General features: G+C 65.2%; 18 protein-coding genes and 1 pseudogene. 4 read left to right on the top strand and 15 right to left on the bottom strand.

The window, feature by feature from the left end:
• Window positions 1-213: 213 nt before the first annotated feature.
• From Q8Q83_RS02215 to Q8Q83_RS02180, 8 genes are all read right to left on the bottom strand, one after another.
• Window positions 214-663 (bottom strand): DMT family transporter, encoded by a 450-nt coding sequence (locus Q8Q83_RS02215; RefSeq protein ID WP_305620744.1) that lies wholly within the window; start codon window positions 661-663, stop codon window positions 214-216.
• A 74-nt stretch (window positions 664-737) separates the two neighbouring features.
• Window positions 738-1,226 carry a GNAT family N-acetyltransferase gene (locus Q8Q83_RS02210; RefSeq protein WP_305620742.1) on the bottom strand — a complete coding sequence of 163 codons (489 nt, stop codon included), beginning with the start codon at window positions 1,224-1,226 and terminating at the stop codon, window positions 738-740.
• A 38-nt stretch (window positions 1,227-1,264) separates the two neighbouring features.
• Entirely contained in the window at window positions 1,265-1,831 is a 567-nt protein-coding gene (locus tag Q8Q83_RS02205; RefSeq protein ID WP_305620740.1) for a DUF4136 domain-containing protein, read from the bottom strand.
• A 50-nt stretch (window positions 1,832-1,881) separates the two neighbouring features.
• Window positions 1,882-2,475 carry a DUF4136 domain-containing protein gene (locus Q8Q83_RS02200; protein WP_305620739.1) on the bottom strand — a complete coding sequence of 198 codons (594 nt, stop codon included), beginning with the start codon at window positions 2,473-2,475 and terminating at the stop codon, window positions 1,882-1,884.
• A gap of 284 nt (window positions 2,476-2,759) precedes the next feature.
• Window positions 2,760-3,509, bottom strand: coding sequence for a methyltransferase (locus tag Q8Q83_RS02195; protein ID WP_305620737.1), 750 nt, complete (start codon window positions 3,507-3,509; stop codon window positions 2,760-2,762).
• On the bottom strand, window positions 3,506-3,823 hold the full coding sequence (locus tag Q8Q83_RS02190; protein WP_305620735.1) for a MazG-like family protein: 318 nt from the start codon (window positions 3,821-3,823) through the stop codon (window positions 3,506-3,508). Before Q8Q83_RS02190 ends, Q8Q83_RS02195 begins: the two co-directional genes overlap by 4 nt.
• A gap of 218 nt (window positions 3,824-4,041) precedes the next feature.
• Complete coding sequence (locus Q8Q83_RS02185) at window positions 4,042-4,797, bottom strand: hypothetical protein (RefSeq protein WP_305620733.1); 756 nt, start codon at window positions 4,795-4,797, stop codon at window positions 4,042-4,044.
• A gap of 268 nt (window positions 4,798-5,065) precedes the next feature.
• A complete protein-coding gene (locus Q8Q83_RS02180; RefSeq protein WP_305620731.1) occupies window positions 5,066-5,920 on the bottom strand; it encodes a MaoC/PaaZ C-terminal domain-containing protein in 855 nt (284 codons plus the stop codon).
• A gap of 181 nt (window positions 5,921-6,101) precedes the next feature.
• Here Q8Q83_RS02180 and Q8Q83_RS02175 point away from each other — a divergent pair, with 181 nt between their 5' ends.
• The 3 genes and pseudogenes from Q8Q83_RS02175 (at window position 6,102) to Q8Q83_RS20155 (ending at window position 8,538) form a co-directional block, all read left to right on the top strand.
• A complete protein-coding gene (locus Q8Q83_RS02175) occupies window positions 6,102-7,094 on the top strand; it encodes an AraC family transcriptional regulator (protein WP_305620730.1) in 993 nt (330 codons plus the stop codon).
• A gap of 229 nt (window positions 7,095-7,323) precedes the next feature.
• Window positions 7,324-7,674 (top strand): annotated as a pseudogene (locus tag Q8Q83_RS20160) (hypothetical protein); the annotation flags it as partial.
• A gap of 144 nt (window positions 7,675-7,818) precedes the next feature.
• Window positions 7,819-8,538, top strand: coding sequence for a methyl-accepting chemotaxis protein (locus tag Q8Q83_RS20155; protein ID WP_371132347.1), 720 nt, complete (start codon window positions 7,819-7,821; stop codon window positions 8,536-8,538).
• A gap of 219 nt (window positions 8,539-8,757) precedes the next feature.
• Here Q8Q83_RS20155 and ppa read toward each other — a convergent pair whose 3' ends face one another.
• Complete coding sequence (ppa, locus tag Q8Q83_RS02165) at window positions 8,758-9,285, bottom strand: inorganic diphosphatase (RefSeq protein ID WP_305620726.1); 528 nt, start codon at window positions 9,283-9,285, stop codon at window positions 8,758-8,760.
• 95 nt (window positions 9,286-9,380) lie between these two features.
• Window positions 9,381-10,202, bottom strand: a complete 822-nt coding sequence (locus Q8Q83_RS02160; protein WP_305620745.1) for a zinc-dependent peptidase — start codon at window positions 10,200-10,202, stop codon at window positions 9,381-9,383.
• A gap of 111 nt (window positions 10,203-10,313) precedes the next feature.
• Here Q8Q83_RS02160 and Q8Q83_RS02155 point away from each other — a divergent pair, with 111 nt between their 5' ends.
• Window positions 10,314-11,909, top strand: coding sequence for a protein kinase (locus tag Q8Q83_RS02155; RefSeq protein ID WP_305620724.1), 1,596 nt, complete (start codon window positions 10,314-10,316; stop codon window positions 11,907-11,909).
• A gap of 55 nt (window positions 11,910-11,964) precedes the next feature.
• Here the strand turns inward: Q8Q83_RS02155 and Q8Q83_RS02150 are convergent, their stop codons facing one another.
• From Q8Q83_RS02150 to Q8Q83_RS02130, 5 genes are all read right to left on the bottom strand, one after another.
• Window positions 11,965-12,432, bottom strand: a complete 468-nt coding sequence (locus tag Q8Q83_RS02150) for a GNAT family N-acetyltransferase (protein ID WP_305620723.1) — start codon at window positions 12,430-12,432, stop codon at window positions 11,965-11,967.
• Between the two features lie 136 nt (window positions 12,433-12,568).
• Window positions 12,569-13,381, bottom strand: coding sequence for an ethanolamine ammonia-lyase subunit EutC (gene eutC / locus Q8Q83_RS02145; RefSeq protein ID WP_305620721.1), 813 nt, complete (start codon window positions 13,379-13,381; stop codon window positions 12,569-12,571).
• Window positions 13,382-13,395: 14 nt separating this feature from the next.
• Window positions 13,396-14,790 (bottom strand): ethanolamine ammonia-lyase subunit EutB, encoded by a 1,395-nt coding sequence (locus tag Q8Q83_RS02140; protein WP_305620719.1) that lies wholly within the window; start codon window positions 14,788-14,790, stop codon window positions 13,396-13,398.
• A gap of 136 nt (window positions 14,791-14,926) precedes the next feature.
• Complete coding sequence (gene eat / locus Q8Q83_RS02135) at window positions 14,927-16,297, bottom strand: ethanolamine permease (protein ID WP_305620717.1); 1,371 nt, start codon at window positions 16,295-16,297, stop codon at window positions 14,927-14,929.
• A gap of 163 nt (window positions 16,298-16,460) precedes the next feature.
• Window positions 16,461-17,166 (bottom strand): aldehyde dehydrogenase family protein (locus Q8Q83_RS02130; RefSeq protein ID WP_305620715.1); only part of this gene is annotated, 706 nt, incomplete at its 5' end.

Genomic DNA, 17,166 nt, shown 5'->3' with positions numbered 1-17,166 from the left:
GACAAGGCAAAAACGGCCGAAAAAGCGCAGTTTACGTGTTGTAAATGAGCATTTTAAGGCCGTTTTTAACGCCCCTTTCGTTTATCGAGAGGGGCAACGTAGGTAGTTTTTCAACGGCCTGCTAAAGGTGCCAATGGACAGCATAAGCAGCACCGCCACCCGGGTGGCCATGGGGATCTGCTGGATGCGCCGCCCGCCGCACTGACGTCCGGCTTAACCGCGGCGGATCAGCCAGATGCCGACGATGATCAGCAGCAGGCCGCCGAGCTTGCCCAGGCTGATCGGCGCCTCGCGAAAGCCGGCCCAGCCGAAGTGGTCCAGGGTCAGGGCCATGCTCAGTTGCCCGGCTATCACCAGCACCATAAACAGCAAGGCGCCGACCTTGGGCCCGGCGAAGGCGGCGGTGGCGATAAACATCACCCCCAGCAGACCGCCGCTCCAGTGCCACCAGGTCAGGCCTTTCAGCGTGCCTATTGCCGGGGCCTCGCGTTGCACCAGCAGCAGAATCAGCAGCGCCAGGGTGCCCACGGCGAAGGAGATCAGCGCGGCGGCCAGCACGCTGGAGACCTGCTTGGCCAGTTGGCCGTTGATCCCGGCCTGCAGGGGCAGGCAGGCGCCGGCGACAAACGGCAGGGCGAGTAACCACCAGAGCGGGGCGGGCATTGCGGCATCTCCATAGGGGCGCGAGGGGCGCGATTATGGCGCAAGACTGGCCGTTCCGTCAGGCTTCCAATGGCCTAGAGCGCCTTGCTGAACTGGATCAAGGCCACCCGCAGATCCTGCCGGTCGCGGCGCTCGACCACGCCCGTGGGGCTATAGCCCAGTTGTGGATAGAGCAGCAGCCCGGCGCTGTTGGCGTTGAAGCAGGACGCCTGCATGCGCGTGGCGTGAAAGTGCTCGCGGGCCAGTTGCTCCATGGCCGCCACCAGATAATGCGCCACGCCCTGGCCGCGAGCCCAGGGGGCGACCATCAGATTGCCCAGGGTGCAGCAGTCGCCGTATTGCCATTGGTAGAAGTTGGCGAAGCCCGCCACCCGGCCGTTCAGCAGCGCCACCGTGCTGTCGCGGCGCGCGGCCATGGCGGCGGCCAATTGGCCGACACTCAGCGGCCAGTCGGCTTTCGGGTAGCAGAAAAACAGCTCTTCGGCGTTCTGCGGGAAGCTGACTATTGTTTCCAGATCCTGAGCCTGGGCCGGCCGGTGACTGAGTAGCGGGTTGGGATTCATAGAGCGTCCTTGTCGTGATTGTCCGTGATGGTGCCCGCTCAGTGTGGCGGATACTGGCCGAGTATTTTGCCGACCGTGGCGCGAATCGCCGCCTCGCGCTCGGCCGGGTTGGGCCGCTGGTTGCGCAGCACCTGCTCGGCGCTGCCGCGCCAGACCAGCTTGCCGTCCTTGCCGTCGAGCAGGTCGATCTGCAGGGTGGCGACCTGGTAATCCAGGGTGCGCGTCTCGACATAGCTGGGGCCGCCCCAGAAACCGCCCGCCCAGGGATCGCCCCAGGCGCCGCCGAATTGGGTGCTGACCTGCTGCTGGCGGTTATCGATGATCATCCACACCTGCACCTTGAGGTCGCCGCCAGTGCCTGCCGCCGCCGGGCGCAGGCCGCGCTGATCGAGCTGTTCGGCCACCGCGCTGCGGATGCGTTGGCCGGTCAGGTCGCTGTTGATCCGCGGGTCATCGGGTTTGTACTGCACTGCCGGCTCCTGCCAGCTCCAGCTGCGGTAGGCGGCGAAATCCCGATTGGGGTCGAAGTCGCGCTCCAGCTGCGCGGTCTGGCAGGCGGCCACTATCAGCAGCAGGGGCAGTAGCAACAGCCTGTAAAGGCGCATGGGCTTTCTCCGGGTTTGGGGCTGCGGATAAGGGTTCAGGATAACGCGCTTCAGTCCGGCGGATAAGCGCTCAGGGCCTGGCGCAGCGCCGTGCGCAACGCCGCCGCGCGTTCGCCCTGGCGGCCCGCGCCGAGGGCTTCTGCGCTGCCGCTCCAGACCAGTTGGCCGTCCTGGCCATCGAACAGCTCGATGCGCGCCACTATGACCTCTTCCGCGTAGCTGCGCACCCGCGGCGCGCTGCCCCATAGGCCGTAGTCCGCGCCATAACGGCTGTGGCCATAGCGGCTGCCATAGCGCTCTTCGACCTGGCGGATGCGGGTTTCCAGACGCAGCTCGGCGCGCACCTTGAGATCGCTGACACCACCCGTGCGCTGCGGGCGCAAGCCGCGTTGGTCGAGGGCATGGCTCAGGGCTTCCTGCACGTGCGCGGAACTGGCCCAGGCGCTGCCGGCGGGCAGGCTCAGCCAGCTCCAGCTGCGGTAACGCCCATAGTCTCGCGCTGGGGCCGGGTAGGCGCTGCGGTCGAAAGGCTGGGCGGCCTGCGGCGGCGCGGGCGGTAACGGCCTGGATTCGGCCCTGTAGGGATTCTGGCTATGGCAGGCGGCCAACAGTGCCAGCAGCAGTAAAGCGCAGAGGGTTTTCATATGGCATGTCTCGGTTACGCGTTGCTGGTAGACCTTGGCCAGAATCGTAGGTTGGGCTGAGCTGCGCGAAGCCCAACAAAGTCCAACAAGGTACAAATGAGCCCGATCCTCGCTGTTGGGCTTCGTCGCTACGCTCCTCAACCCAACCTACGCGGACGCTATAAAGGCTCAATATGTAACGGGTATATAGCTTTTCATATTGCTCTCCAGCCTCCAGCCTCCAGCCTCCAGCCTCCAGCCTCCAGCGCTAGGCTATGGCTATGGCTATGGCTATGGCTATGGCTTTAGCGCGGCCGGCAGATCCAGTGCAGATAGCGCCCCAGCCCGGCAAAGCTGGGGTGGCGGCGGTAGGCCAGCTCCATTTCCAGCAGGTCGAGCAGCTCGGCCTTGGCCTGGAAGGGCTGCGGCATATAGTCGTGGAATACCCGCACGCCGCTCTGGCTTTCGACCTGCCAATGCCCGTCGAGTTGCGCCGCCAGTTCGCGTGGGTCGAGGGGCATCTGCGGGGTCAGGCTCTGCTTCTCGCCGGCGAACTCGGCCTTGCGCAGCTTGCGGAAATGCCCCTTGAGCAGGTTGCGGTAGATCAGCGCGTCCTTGTTGTAGAAGGCCAGCGACAGCCAGCCGCCGGGGGCGCAGAGCTGGTGCAGCACCGGCAGGATGCGCTGCGGCTCGGCCAGCCATTCCAGCACGGCGTGACAGATCACCAGGTCATAGGGTTGCTCGAGCTGGCCGAGCAGCTCCTGCCAGGGCGCCTGGATAAAGGTCGCGGTCTGCCCGGCGGCGGCGAAGCGCTCGCGGGCGCCTGCCAGCATGGGTTCGGCCGGTTCGGCCAGGGTCAGTTGATGGCCGCGTTCGGCCAACCATAAGGACATATGGCCCAGGCCGGCGCCGACATCCAGCACCCGCAGCGGGCGCTCGGGCAAGGCGTCGGCCAGGTCGGCCTGAAGCACCGCCAGGCGAATCGCGCCCTTGGCGCCGCCGTAGATCTTCTCGGCGAAACGGGTGGCCAGCTCATCGAAATGCCGATCGCTCATTGGGCGCTCACCCCTAGAAAGCGCCTTTCGTTGTCGGCCAGCTTGGCGCGCACCACCTGCTCCATATCCAGGCCCAGCTCGCTGCACAGCAGCAACAGGTAGAGCACTATGTCGCCGACTTCCTGGCCGGCATGGGCCAGTTGTTCGGCGGGCAGTTGGCGCGACTGTTGTTCAGTCAGCCATTGGAAGATTTCCACCAGTTCGGCCATTTCCACGCTGGCGGCCATGGCCAGGTTCTTCGGGCTGTGGAATTGCCGCCAGTCGTTGTGATCGCGAATGGCGTGCATGCGGGTGGTCAGTTCGGCGAGGTTCATCGGGCGCTCCAACAAATAGGCGCCTAGCTTCGGGCTTTGCCGGCCTGGCTACAAGCCGGCAAAGGCGCCACGTGCTTAGAACCTGTCTCGGATCTGCTGCGCGTCGGCGATACTGCGTTAAAAACAGCCTCGGAATGCTCATTTACAGCTCGTAAACTGCGCTTCCTCGGCTGTTTTTGTCTTGTCTCGCTCTAGCTCGCGAGGTCTGAAACAGGTTCTTATGGATAGCCGCTTTCGTTGGGATCGTTGGTCACTTCCATCACCCGCCATACGTTGGCGTAGACGCTTTCCTGGGAGAAGGTGATGCGCCCCTTGCCCTTGTACAGCGAGACCACGCGGGCCACGTCCTTGCCCTTGAAGTTGAAGGGGATCCAGGCTTTGCCGGTCTGATGGGTGTAAGTCGCCGAGGGCGCGCCGAGCAGGGCGTTGACTTCATCCATGCTCATGCCGCTGCGGATATCGCTAAACGAGCCGCTGCCCTGGGCCATAGCCACTTGGGTGGGGGCGACTGCGGGTGCATTGGCGGCCGGTCGGCCCTTGCCGCTGCGGTAGGCCTCCAGGTTGACGCTGCCGGCGCGGTAAGCCGCGCCGCCGGCGCTGAGGCTATCGGCGGCCTTCTCGCAGTGACGGTCGAGCTTGCCGTTGTTGGAGTTGGCCACCACCTCGTCGAGCACCGGCTTGTAACGGCCATTGCCGGAGGCGCCGAGGGCCTTGCAGACCCAGGCCAGGGCGTCGGCGCTGGTGCTGTCGGCGGCGCTGCGGTACTTCTGCAGCAGCACTTCGGCGGCCACATCCAGGGTTTCGCTGTCGCGGTAGCCGCTGTGGTAGATATTCTGCGCCGCCTCGCGGATGGAGACCGGGCCGCCCTGCACCAGTTGATCGACATAGCGCTGCCCGGACGCATCCAGGGCGTGGGCCTGCAGGGCGGTGCAGGCGAGGGCGAGGGAGGTAGTGAATGCCGCTGTTTTGTTCATGCTGATGCTCTCTTCTTCCATTGGAGTCGCCTGGCGGGTCAACCATGACCGCACGGGCAGCGAGCGGACACGATAATGCCGCCCCGGCAAAAGGCCAAGAGCCCGCCCGCAATTGCCGCGCTGGCTAGCAGGCCGTTGAAAAATGTAGGCGAGGCAGCCGAGACAAGGCAAAAACAGGCGAGGAAGCGGAGTTTACGAGCTGTAAATGAGCATTCCGAGCCTGTTTTTAACGCCGTATCGGCAACGTAGGTAGTTTTTCAACGGCCTGCTAGTTGAGCGGGCTCCAGCTGCCGCTCATATGCGTCTGCTGGTTCGTGCCGAGCAGGCTGAACTGGCCGCTGGGCGCCAGCTCGCTGGCCAACAGCTGCACCGCGCCGGGCAGCAATACCGGCTTGTGGAAGCGCACCTCCACCTGATAGCCGGCGCTGGGCAGATGCGCGCTCAGTTCGGCCAGGGCGCGGGCCTTGTTCCACAGGCCATGGGCGATGGCGCGGGGAAAGCCGAACAGCTTGGCGCTGAGGGCGGACAGGTGAATCGGGTTGTAGTCGCCGGCGACCCGGGCATAGCGCCGGCCGATATCCGCCGGGGCCTGCCAGTGGGCCAGGGGGCTTTGCGCCAGCTCGGCGGCCGCTTCGCGCTCGGGCAGCTGGCCGTTCAGGCGCAGGGCGCGGCAGAGGATGCGGCTGTCGCCTTCCCAGAGCAGGCCGAGCTGATCGTGCAGCTGGGTGATCAGGCTGAAGGTCGCGCCCTTGTCATGGGGCTGCAGGTCGCGCACCTGCACACTGACCGTGAAGGGGCCCAGGCCGCCTAAGGGGCGCAGCACGCGGATGCGGTTCTGCAGGTGCACCAGGCCGAGCAGCGGAAAGGGGAAACGCTGGTCGCTGAGCAGGCGCATTTGCAGGGCGAAGGCCTGGATATGCGGGTAGGTGGCGGGCAGCAGGCCGTTGTCGGCGAAACCGCACAGCTGCCGGTAGCGCGCCAGGTGCGCCGGATCGACGCTGACCTGGCAGCGCAGGCCGCTGCTCGGCAAGGTCCGACCGCTGACGCCGCGGCGCAGGGCGGCGCGGGCAAACAGGGCGGGTAAGGCGGGCGGGGCGGGCAGGTCGAGCCAGTCGATGGCCATGGGCAAACTCCTCTGAATGGGTGGCAGCAGCTTAGTCGGCCGCCACAGTAGTGCATTGGCCGCATCGCCCGGAGCTACGGCAGGCCAGTCAATCGTCCGGCAACCGGGATTCACGCCTTGAGCGCAGGGGCTAAAGCTGCCTAAGATGGCCGCGCCTCGCGGACATAAGAATTCCTAAAAAATGCGTGACCTGACTGACGACGTGGCGCTGATGCGCCCGGTGATCGACGCCTTGCGTGCCAGCGGTAACGACCCCGAGCGGGTGCTGGCGCGCCTTGGTTTGCCGCCTGGTGGCTTGCCGGCCGGGCGCTTCCCTCATGCCGCCCAGGCCATGTTCTGGAAAGCCGCCATCGAGGAATGCGGCGAAGAGCACGTCGGCCTATTTCTGGCCCAGCACCTGCCGGCCTTCCATGGCCTGCTGCTGGAGTATCTGTTTCTCTCCAGCGAGACCTTCGGCGAAGGCTTGCGCCATGCCCTGCGCTATGTGCGCCTGCTCTCCGACACCCTGAATGCCCGGTTTGAGGTGCACGGCGAGCGCGCGGTGCTGAGCCTAGGGCTGGGACCCGGCACTCCGCGGCATTTCCCGGAAATGCTCGCCGGCGCGGTGATCCACCTGTTCGATGCCCTCACCGAGGGCGACTTCAGGCCCCATGAAGTGCAGCTTATGCATGAGGTCGGCGCACCCGCCGAGCGTTATCGGCAGGTCTATGGCTGCCCGGCGTTATTGGGCAGCGCCGGCTACGCCCTGGTGTTCAATGCCGCGGTGCTGGACAAGGCCTCGCGGCACGCCGCGCCCGAGTTGCTGCGCATCCACGAGTCGCTGGCGCGGCGGCAGCTGGCCGAGGTCGAGCGCCTGGACCTGGTGCGCAAGGTGCGCGAGTTGATCGGCGAGCTGCTGGTCGACAGCGGCGCCACCCTGGAGCAGGTCGCCGCGCGACTGAATATGCCGGCGCGGCGTCTGCGCGAGCGCCTGGCCATGGCCGGGGTGCGCTTCAATGATCTGGTCACCGACTACCGCTGCCGCCTGGCCAAGAACCTGCTGCTCAATACCGACGAGCGTATCGAGGTGATAGTCGAGCGCACCGGCTTCTCCGAGCCGAGCACCTTCTACCGCGCCTTCAAGCGCTGGGTCGGCGAAACCCCGGTGGAATTCCGCAAGCGCGGCAAGGTTTAGGCGGTGGATCGGCGACTGCTAACTGCAGCCCGATAATAAGTCAGGGCGCGTGACGCCGCGGTGGATCAGGCCAGCTATATTTTATCCACTCGCCCCTAGGGTTTGAGCGTTGGCGGATTCGGCGCCCCGTTCAGGCCGCTCGGGCCAGCGCGGCTTAAGGTAGAAGTTGACTTGCTGGACAGTTTGTTGCTTTTACTAGGCGGCGGATGACTTTCGAGGAGCAGTACCCATGGCTATCAGCGTCAAGATCAGTTGGTACGACCGGCTGTTGATGAATATTTCCCTGCAGCAAAAGTTGCTGCTGCCGGCCTACCTCAGCGGGCTGCTACTGATCGCCCTGTTCCTCTGCTCCGGCGGGAAAGAGCCCAGCCTTAGCGTTACGCAGTTGACGGGGCTGGCGGTCGGCGGTTGGGTGGCGATAGTGCTGGTGGCCCTGGCGGTGAGCAAGAACCTGCTGCCCCTGCTCAATCATATCGAGAATGTCATGTCGATCATCGCCAAGGGCGATGTCGGCCAGCGGGTGGGTTTCTCCGGCAACGATGAGTTTGGCAAGATTGGCAGCGCCATAGACACCACCATCAATGAGCTGACCCAGCTGATCGCGGTGACCGCCAAGACCTCCGAGCAGCTGCAGCGCGAGGGCGGCAGCATCGAAGCCGAGAGCGTCGCGACGCGCAAGGCCCTGACCCTGCAGCATGAACATATCCTGCAATGCTCGCAAGGGATGAACCAGATGACCGAGTCGATCGCCGAGGTCGCCCGGCACTCCGACGAGGCCGAGCGCATGGCCAGTGGCACCCGCAGCCAGATGCGCAGCATGGCGCAACTGCTCGACGACTGGCTGAGCAAGGTGCGTCAGCTGAATACCGATATGGCCGAGTCGTCGCGCACCGGCCAGGCGCTGCAGGACACCAGCGAGAAGATGGCCAGCATGTTGGGGGTGATTCAGAGCATTTCCGAACAAACCAACCTGCTGGCCCTGAACGCCGCAATCGAGGCGGCCAGGGCCGGGGATGCCGGGCGCGGTTTCGCCGTGGTGGCCGATGAGGTGCGCCAGCTGTCGATTCGCACCAGCAACGCCACGGTGGAAATCCGCAACATGCTCGGCAACCTGCAGCAGACCTCCAATGCCATGCTCGGCCGCGTCGCCGACAGCGTCGATGCCACCGCGCAGATGACCGGGCATGCCGAGCACGTGCAGCGGGAGGTGCATAGCCTGGCCGAGAGCATGGAGCAGATTTCCGGGCGCAATCAGCAGGTGGCCGCCGCCACCGCCGAGCAGGCCGCCATGTGCCTGCGCGCGCGCGATGACCTGGCGAGCATCCTGCAGGTTTCGCAAACCTCGGTCGGGCAGATCGGCCGGGTCTCGGAAGGCAACGCCGGGATTCTCGCCACAGTCGATACCCTGAGCCGGGCCCTGGCGCGTTATCGCAGTTACAAATAAGAACCTGTTTACGATCTGCTGCGCGTCGGCCATCCGGCGTTAAAAACAGCCTCGGAATGCTCATTTACAGCTCGTAAACTGCGCTTCCTCGGCTGTTTTTGCCTTGTCTGGCTCTAGCTCGCGAGATCGTAAACAGGTTCTAAGGCTTAGCGCCGTAGGCGGTAAATCGCAGACATAAAAAAACCGGCTTGTGGCCGGTTTTTAGGGGGTGGCGTCGACTTATTTTTGGTAAGCCGCTGCCGCCTTAATGATTTCGGCGCGGGCTTCTTCAGCGTTGCCCCAGCCTTCAACCTTGACCCATTTGCCCTTCTCGAGATCCTTGTAGTTCTCGAAGAAGTGCTTGATCTGCTCCAGCAGCAGGGCTGGCAGGTCGGTGTATTCCTTGATGTCCACGTACAGCTGGCTCAGCTTGTCGTGGGGTACGGCGATCAGCTTGGCGTCGCCGCCGGCTTCGTCGGTCATGTGCAGCACGCCAACCGGACGGGCGCGGATCACCGAACCTGGGGCGACCGGGTAAGGGGTCACGACCAGCACGTCCAACGGGTCACCGTCGTCGGCCAGGGTGTGCGGGATAAAACCGTAGTTGGCCGGGTAGAACATCGGGGTGGCCATAAAGCGGTCGACCATCAGGCAGTCGGTGTCGTGATCGATTTCGTATTTGATCGGCGCATGGTTGGCCGGGATCTCGATGGCGACGTAGATGTCGTTCGGCAGGTCTTTACCGGCCGGAATCTTGCTGTAGCTCATGGGGTGACTCCCGAGGGGTGGGCCAAAAAAGTGGCGCGATTATAGGCATATTCCCCCAGCGTTGCTACGCCGGTATACCTAGCCATTGGTCGCGCTCATGCCGTCTCGGGCGTGACCCGGTAGTCGGGGTTGTTGGCCTGCAGCTGCTGCAGCCGCGCCAATGGATCTTGCCGGTAGAACAGCTTGAGCTGCGTGTAGACCGCGGGAAAGGCCTCGGCCAGCAAATCCGGGGCGCTGAAGAAGTATTCGCTGGTCACCGCAAAGAACTCCGCCGGGTTTTCCGCGGCATAGGGGTCGATGGCGGTTTGCGCATCCGGGTCGGCGTCCAGTTGCCCATTCAGCTGGTCGAAGGCGCTCTGCATGGCGCTGGCCCAGTCACCGATGCGCATGTCGCGGTGCAGCGGCGGCAGGCCGTTGGCATCGCCGCCCAACATATCCAGCTTGTGCGCCAGTTCGTGGATCACCAGGTTGTAGCCGTCCCACTGGCCGCTGGCCTGCACGCCGGGCCAGGCGAGGATCACCGGACCCTGCTGCCAGGCCTCGCCGCTGTGCGCGGCGTCCCATTCATGTACCACGCCGCTGGCATCGCGGTGGCGCTGCGGGCTGAGGAAGTCGTCCGGGTACAGCACTATTTCGTGGAAGCCCTGGTACCAGTCGAGCTCGGCCAGCTGCAGCAGCGGCAGCTCGGCCTGCACCGCCAACAGCAGGCGCCCCGTGGCGTCCAGCTCGACGCCGGGCAGGGTGGTGAGGTGTTTGCCGTGCAGAAACAGCACCGAGCGCTCCTGCAGGCGCTGCAGCTCATTCTCCTCGAGGCCGTCGAGCAGCGGCAGGCGCTGCAGCACCTCGGCCCAGCTGGCGGCGCTAATCGGATGACGGGCAAGAATGCGTTGGCGACGCCAGGCGCGGAACGACCACATGGATTCGGCTCGGGCTGAAGGAGCGCTCACCTTAAGCGCGCTCCGGGGCGGCGGGCAAGTCGGCATAAAGGCTGCAGAGCCAAGGGGAATAGCGACCTGGGAGGACTGCCAATGTCGATCGAACGTCTGGATCATCCCGCCGTTAGCCTGCTCTGCGGCCAGGGTGTCGACCTGCCGCGCCAGGCCGCGCGGGCGCGCGCCCACTGGTTGCCGGGGCGCGAGGGGCGGGCTCCGCTGTTGCTGGTTGCGCTGCTGTGGGCGCGCGAGTGCACGGATGTGGTGCGCACCCTGGACGCCTACCTGGATGCCCTGTTCGCCGATTACCCCTGCACCCCCGCCGGCTGGAGCGAAACCCAGGCCGCGCGGCAGGTGCTGGCGGCGCTCAATCAGCAGCTGTTTCGCCAGCGCCGGGCGGGACGCAGCATGCTCCAGTTGAATGCCGGCCTGTTACTGCTGCAGGGCGATGAGGCGCAGTTTCTCCAGGCCGGCGCCATCGGCCTGCTGCGCTATCAGCGCGGCAGCCTGCAGAGCCTGGTCGGCCGTGATGGCCTGCAGTTGGGCGCCCAGGCCGAACTGGCGCTGGTGCAGCACAGCCTGCCGTTGAGCCAGGGCGAGGCGCTGTTGCTGGCGCCGCAGCCCTTGCTGGATGTCGCCGACCTGCACAGCTTGCGCAGCGCCTGCGCAGAGCTCAACCCCGGGCGCCTGCAACCCTTGCTCGCACCCTTGCTGCAGGCGCCCGGCGCCGCCGTGCTGCTGGTGCCGGGAACGCCGCATAGCCTGCCTGCAGCGCAGCCTTGCACGCCCTGGCCGGCCCTGACCGGGGCGCAGCCGGGCCTGCAGCTGGACGGCTGGACCCTGCTCGGGCCATGCCCCTACGGCCCACCCGGGCGGGTATTTCGCGCCCGCGATGAACGCGGCCGTGAGGCCATGCTATGGCTGGCCGAACAGGCGGCGGACGAAGCCTTCTGGCAGCGCGAGTGGGCGTTGCGCCGTAGTCCGGTGGCCAGCCTGCCGCAGGTGCTGTCGTCCCATCAGCCGCGCCGGCATGCCTTTCTGTTGTTCGAGCCGGCCGCGCCGGGCATGCGCAGCCTGGTCGATTGGGCCGCGGCCCATGGCCCGGTGGATGGCGCGACCCTGCTGGCCTTGCTGGAGCAGGCCATAGCCGCGGTGCGGGCGTTGCAGCGGCGTGGCATGCAAGGGCTGTGGCTGGACCCGCGCAATATCCTGATCGGCGAGGGTGGACGCTTACTGCTGCTGCCGGAGCATGCCGCGCTGTTGCCGGGGGTGGCTCGCCAGCGCTTGCCCGAGCAGGCGCTACCCTTGGCGCCGGAATTGCGCAGCGGCCAGCCGGCGGATGGCCGCGCCGATCAATTCGCCTTGGCGGCCCTGGCCTATTGGCTGTTCTGTGGGCGTTGGCCGGATGCCGCGCGGGCGGACGCCGATGGGGCCAGCCGCTATGTGCCGTTGGCGCATTTCAGCGGCCAGGTGCCGGTCGGCTGGGATGGTGTGCTGGCGCGTGCCCTGGCGCCGCGGCCGGAGGCGCGCTTCGAGGCTTTGTCGGAGTTTTACCTGGCGCTGCAACAGCCATTGCAGGCGCATCCCGTCTCGGCGCTGGGTGCGCAGCGGGGCAAGCGGCCCTGGCGGCTGCTCTGGCTCGGGCTGCTGCTGCCCTTGGCCATAGGGCTGTGGCTCGGCCTGCAGGGCTAAGCCCGTTGCCAACCGACCTGGCACTTGGCATGCCAGGGCTTGCGCAAACGCTTGGTCAGGGCGCGGTCAAGTCTTCGCTAATCGGCAGCACGAAGTTCTTGAACTCGGTGTCTTCGACGAAACCTATGGATTCGTACAGTTTGTGCGCCACAGCGTTATTGATGCTGGAGGCCACGCGCAGACGTACTGCGTTGGTTTCCTTGGCCATCTTCTTGGCGGCCTGCAGCAGGCGGTCGGCCACCAGCTGACGGCGCGCGTCCTGGCACACATAGATGTCGTTGAGAATCCATACGCGCTTGAGCGACAGCGAGGAGAAGCTGGGGTAGAGCTGGCAGAAACCGAGGATCTTGTCTTCATCGTCGGCCATGGCCAGGTAGATCACCGACTCTTGGCGGCTGATGCGCTTTTCCAGAAAGCTGCGCGAGGAGTCCGGGTAGGCCAGTTGGCCGAAGAGTTCGCGGTAGTTGACGAACAATGGGTTCAGTTGGTCCAGATGTTCCAGTGTGGCTTGCACTATGCGCATGGTGAGCCTCGACATTAAGGTGGATGGCCTCGGCAACAGAATAGCGCTGCCTGCGAACGAGCCCGATGCTGCCTAAGGCTTTTGGAAAGCGCAATCAAAACAAGCGTTTGGTTGTGTTGACAGATCAAGGGCCGGTTCAGCCCAGCAAGAAGTTCTCGGATGTGCCTGAACCGGCGAGCAGCGGCACCTCGGCCTCATCCTTCAGATTGACCCCGGACAGCTGGCGGCGGCAGGCCTCGCGCATCAGGTACAGCAGGCGGTGGCTGGCCATGGCGTAGCTCAGGCCTTCCAGGCGCACGTTGGAGATGCAGTTGCGGTAGGCGTCGGTCAGGCCGACCTTGGGCGCGTAGGTGAAATACAGGCCCAGGCTGTCCGGCGAACTCAGGCCGGGGCGCTCGCCTATCAGTATCACCACCATGCGCGCGCCGAGCAGTTCGGCCACCTCATCGGCCACCGCGACCCGGCCCTGGCTGACCAGCGTCACCGGCGCCAGGCTCCAGCCTTCGGCCAGGGCCTGCTCCTCGATGCGTTCCAGCATCGGCAGGGCATGCCGGTGCACGGCCAGGGCGGACAGGCCGTCGGCCACCACCAGGGCCAGATCGTAGCCGCCAGGATTGTCCTCATAGTGCCGGCGCAATAGCTCGGTGGATGCCGCGCTTAGGCGCCGGCCCAGGTCCGGGCGCTGCAGGTAGGTGTCGCGGTTCTCGGCGGCGCTGTGCAGCAGCAGGCTGTGGCGTTGCCGCAGGCATAGGCCGGCGCTCAGGGCGGCGTGGTCGAAGGCCAGGTGCACGGCATCGCGGGCCTGGGCGTGGGCGAACTGGAAGTCCAGCTGGGCGCGGGTCGGCATGCTGGTGCCGGCGCGGCCCAGGGCGATGCGCGCCGGGGTCAGGTTGCGCAGTTGCTGCCAGGGATTTTCGCTGGCGCCGCTGGCGGGGCTGTCATCGTACATAAGTGGCTCCTTTACTAACCAAGCTGCGTCAGAGCCTGGCGAAACGCCGGTGGCAGGTTGTTGCCCAGGCGCGGGCGGCCGTCGGCCTGGGTGAAGATGCCCATGCGCTGCAGCCAGTCCTCGAATTCCGGGGCCGGCTTCAGGCCCAGGCTCTGCCGGGCGTAGAGGGCGTCGTGGAAGGAGGTGGTCTGGTAGTTGAGCATCACGTCATCGGAGCCGGGAATGCCCATGATGAAGTTGTTCCCGGCCACACGGAGCAGGGTCAGCAGCACGTCCATATCGTCCTGGTCGGCTTCGGCGTGGTTGGTGTAGCAGATGTCGCAGCCCATGGGCAGGCCCAGCAGCTTGCCGCAGAAGTGGTCTTCTAACCCGGCGCGAATGATCTGCTTGCCGTTGTACAGGTATTCGGGGCCGATAAAGCCGACCACGGTATTCACCAGGAACGGCTTGAAATGCCGCGCCACCGCATAGGCGCGGGTCTCGCAGGTCTGCTGGTCGAGGCCATGGTGGGCGCCGGCGGACAGCGCGCTACCCTGGCCGGTCTCGAAATACATCAGGTTGTCGCCAATTGTGCCGCGCTTGAGCGACAGGCCGGCCTCATGGCCTTCCTGGAGAATCTTTAGGCTGACGCCGAAGCTGGCGTTGGCCGCCTCGGTGCCGGCGATGGATTGGAAAACCAGGTCCAGCGGTACGCCGCGCTCGATGGCGGCGATCGAGGTGGTGACGTGGGTCAGCACGCAGGCCTGGGTGGGAATTTCGTAGCGCTGGATGATGCCATCGAGCATGCGCAGCATCTCGCAGATGCTCGCGATGCTGTCGGTGGCCGGGTTGATGCCGATCATGGCGTCGCCGTTGCCGTACAACAGACCGTCGAGAATGCTCGCGGCTATGCCGGCGGGCTCGTCGGTCGGATGGTTCGGCTGCAGGCGGGTGGACATGCGCCCGCGCAGCCCGACCGTGTTGCGAAAGCGGCTGACCACGCGGATTTTCTGCGCCACCAGCACCAGGTCCTGCACGCGCATGATCTTCGACACCGCCGCGGCCATTTCCGGGGTCAGCCCCGGGGCCAGGGCGCGCAGTGCGGCTTCGTCGGCGCTGTCGCCGAGCAGCCAGTCGCGCAAACCGCCCACCGTCAGGTGGCTGACCGCGGCGAAGGCTTCCTGGTCATGGCTGTCGATAATCAACCGGGTGACTTCGTCTTCCTCGTAGGGGATCAACGCCTCGTCGAGAAAGTGCTGCAGCGGCAGATCGGCCAGGGCCATCTGCGCGGCCACCCGCTCGCCGGCGTTGCTCGCCGCGACCCCGGCCAGAAAGTCGCCGGAGCGCGCCGGGCTGGCCTTGGCCAGCAGCTCCTTGAGGCTGTCGAAACGGTAGGTTTCACCACCGACGGAATGGGAAAAACGGGCCATACGTAGCTACTCCTAAAGCGGCTCGTTAGCGCGACAAAGGCAAGCCACGCGCGGCTTATAGCACGGCGTGGCGACCTGCACCTAAATGGGGCCTCTGCCGGGTAAGGGCCCGGCAGAGGTGCAACCGAGATGTGGCTTAAACGCCGGTCAGCATGGCGTCAGCCGGCGCTTCGGAGCGCTGCCGGTGGGTCAGTTGGAAGTAGATAAAGCCGGCACCCATAAAGCCGAGGAAAATCAGGCCGATCAGAGTATTGAACCAGGCCATCGCCACCAGGCAAACCAGCGCCAGGGCCAGGGCGATACCGGGCACTATCGGGTAGCCCGGGGCGCGGAAGCTGCGCTCCAGGTTCGGCTCGGTTTTACGCAGGCGGAACAGGCTGAGCATGCTGATGATGTACATGACGATGGCGCCGAACACCGACATGGTGATCATCGCCGCGGTCAGGCTCATGCCTTGCAGGTTGATCAGACCGTCGCTGTAGATCGCCGCGATGCCGATCACGCCGCCGGCGAGGATGGCCCGGTGTGGCGTTTGGAAACGGTTCAGCTTGGCCAGGCCGGCCGGCAGGTAACCGGCGCGGGCCAGGGCGAAGAACTGCCGCGAGTAGCCGAGGATGATGCCGTGGAAGCTCGCCACCAGGCCGAACAGACCGATCCACACCAGCATATGCATCCAGGTGGAGTTGTCGCCGACCACGGCTTTCATCGCCTGGGGCAGCGGGTCGTTGATATTCGACAGCTGGCGCCAGTCGCCCACGCCGCCGGCCATGATCATCACACCGAGGGCCAGGAATACCAGGGTCAGGATGCCGCTGACATAGGCGCGGGGAATGGTGCGTTTGGGGTCCTTGGCTTCTTCGGCGGCCATGGCGGCGCCTTCGATGGCCAGGAAGAACCAGATGGCGAAGGGGATAGCCGCGAAGATCCCGGAGATTGAGGCGCTGCTGAACTCATTGGCGCCGGCCCAGCCGTTCAGGGCGAAGTTGCTGAAGCTGAAGCCCGGTGCGACCACGCCCATAAACACTAGCAATTCGGCGACCGCGAGCACCGTGACCACCAGCTCGAAAGTGGCGGCAATGCTGACGCCGAGGATATTCAGGGTCATAAAGATGGCATACGCCCCGACCGCCGCGAGTTTGGGGTCCAGCCCCGGAAACTGCACGTTGAGGTAGGCGCCGATGGCCATGGCGATGGCCGGCGGGGCGAAGACGAACTCGATCAGCGTGGCGAGCCCGGCGATCAAACCGCCTTTCTCACCGAAGGCCCGCCGGCTGTAGGCGAAGGGGCCGCCCGCGTGGGGAATGGCGGTGGTCAGTTCGGTGAAGCTGAAGATAAAACAGGTGTACATCGCCGCCACCATCAGCGCGGTGACTAGAAAGCCCAGCGTGCCGGCGCTGCCCCAGCCGTAGCTCCAGCCGAAGTATTCGCCGGAAATCACCAGGCCGACGGCTATGCCCCAGAGGTGCAGGGTGCCGAGTGTAGGTTTGAGTGTCGTTGCAGTAGTCATTGAGTACCCGCCCTGAGAATTAAACAGTCCAAGAGACTTGCGGATGTACGCAACGCCTATGCCAGCTGCAACGGGATATGGCGGCTGGCACGGCGTTTTGCGTTTTTAGCTATGTGGAAGGCGTTTCCAGACCCGTTCCGCCATTACGCGGAACTGGTGAATCTTAGAAAAAGCCCAGCGGGTTGATGTCATAGCTGACCAGCAGGTTCTTGGTCTGTTGGTAGTGGTCGAGCATCATCTTGTGGGTCTCGCGGCCGACCCCGGACTTCTTGTAGCCGCCGAACGCGGCGTGCGCCGGATACAGGTGGTAGCAGTTGGTCCACACGCGCCCGGCCTTGATCGCCCGGCCCATGCGGTAGGCGCGGTTGATGTCGCGGGTCCACAGGCCGGCGCCGAGGCCGAACTCGGTGTCGTTGGCAATGGCCAGGGCTTCGGCTTCGTCCTTGAAGGTGGTGACGCTGACCACCGGGCCGAAGATCTCCTCCTGGAACACGCGCATCTTGTTGTGACCCTTGAGCAGGGTCGGCTGGATGTAATAACCGCCGTCCAGGCTGCCGGCGAGGCGCTCCACTGCGCCGCCGGTCAGCAGTTCGGCGCCTTCCTGCTTGGCGATTTCCAGGTAGCTCAGGATCTTGTCGAACTGCTGCTCGGAGGCCTGGGCGCCGACCATGGTTTCGGTGTCCAGCGGGTCGCCGCGCTTGATCTGCTCGACCTTCTTCATCACCTCTTTCATAAAGGCCGGGTAGATCGACTCCTGCACCAGCGCCCGCGACGGGCAGGTGCACACCTCACCCTGGTTGAAGAAGGCCAGCACCAGGCCCTCGGCGGCCTTTTCGATAAAGCTCGGCTCGGCCTGCATGATGTCTTCG

Source organism: Pseudomonas sp. (assembly GCF_030696055.1).
Lineage (GTDB): Bacteria > Pseudomonadota > Gammaproteobacteria > Pseudomonadales > Pseudomonadaceae > Aquipseudomonas.
Note: the sequence above shows the minus strand (reverse complement) of the source record. Positions and strands in the feature narration are given on the sequence as shown.

What these genes read in the sequence shown, in the direction of transcription:
- Q8Q83_RS02215 (WP_305620744.1), bottom strand. Translation starts at nt 663, where the DNA reads ATGCCCGCCCCGCTCTGGTGGTTACTCGCCCTGCCGTTTGTCGCCGGC.
- Q8Q83_RS02210 (WP_305620742.1), bottom strand. Translation starts at nt 1,226, where the DNA reads ATGAATCCCAACCCGCTACTCAGTCACCGGCCGGCCCAGGCTCAGGAT.
- Q8Q83_RS02205 (WP_305620740.1), bottom strand. Translation starts at nt 1,831, where the DNA reads ATGCGCCTTTACAGGCTGTTGCTACTGCCCCTGCTGCTGATAGTGGCC.
- Q8Q83_RS02200 (WP_305620739.1), bottom strand. Translation starts at nt 2,475, where the DNA reads ATGAAAACCCTCTGCGCTTTACTGCTGCTGGCACTGTTGGCCGCCTGC.
- Q8Q83_RS02195 (WP_305620737.1), bottom strand. Translation starts at nt 3,509, where the DNA reads ATGAGCGATCGGCATTTCGATGAGCTGGCCACCCGTTTCGCCGAGAAG.
- Q8Q83_RS02190 (WP_305620735.1), bottom strand. Translation starts at nt 3,823, where the DNA reads ATGAACCTCGCCGAACTGACCACCCGCATGCACGCCATTCGCGATCAC.
- Q8Q83_RS02185 (WP_305620733.1), bottom strand. Translation starts at nt 4,797, where the DNA reads ATGAACAAAACAGCGGCATTCACTACCTCCCTCGCCCTCGCCTGCACC.
- Q8Q83_RS02180 (WP_305620731.1), bottom strand. Translation starts at nt 5,920, where the DNA reads ATGGCCATCGACTGGCTCGACCTGCCCGCCCCGCCCGCCTTACCCGCC.
- Q8Q83_RS02175 (WP_305620730.1), top strand. Translation starts at nt 6,102, where the DNA reads ATGCGTGACCTGACTGACGACGTGGCGCTGATGCGCCCGGTGATCGAC.
- Q8Q83_RS20155 (WP_371132347.1), top strand. Translation starts at nt 7,819, where the DNA reads ATGAACCAGATGACCGAGTCGATCGCCGAGGTCGCCCGGCACTCCGAC.
- ppa (WP_305620726.1), bottom strand. Translation starts at nt 9,285, where the DNA reads ATGAGCTACAGCAAGATTCCGGCCGGTAAAGACCTGCCGAACGACATC.
- Q8Q83_RS02160 (WP_305620745.1), bottom strand. Translation starts at nt 10,202, where the DNA reads ATGTGGTCGTTCCGCGCCTGGCGTCGCCAACGCATTCTTGCCCGTCAT.
- Q8Q83_RS02155 (WP_305620724.1), top strand. Translation starts at nt 10,314, where the DNA reads ATGTCGATCGAACGTCTGGATCATCCCGCCGTTAGCCTGCTCTGCGGC.
- Q8Q83_RS02150 (WP_305620723.1), bottom strand. Translation starts at nt 12,432, where the DNA reads ATGCGCATAGTGCAAGCCACACTGGAACATCTGGACCAACTGAACCCA.
- eutC (WP_305620721.1), bottom strand. Translation starts at nt 13,381, where the DNA reads ATGTACGATGACAGCCCCGCCAGCGGCGCCAGCGAAAATCCCTGGCAG.
- Q8Q83_RS02140 (WP_305620719.1), bottom strand. Translation starts at nt 14,790, where the DNA reads ATGGCCCGTTTTTCCCATTCCGTCGGTGGTGAAACCTACCGTTTCGAC.
- eat (WP_305620717.1), bottom strand. Translation starts at nt 16,297, where the DNA reads ATGACTACTGCAACGACACTCAAACCTACACTCGGCACCCTGCACCTC.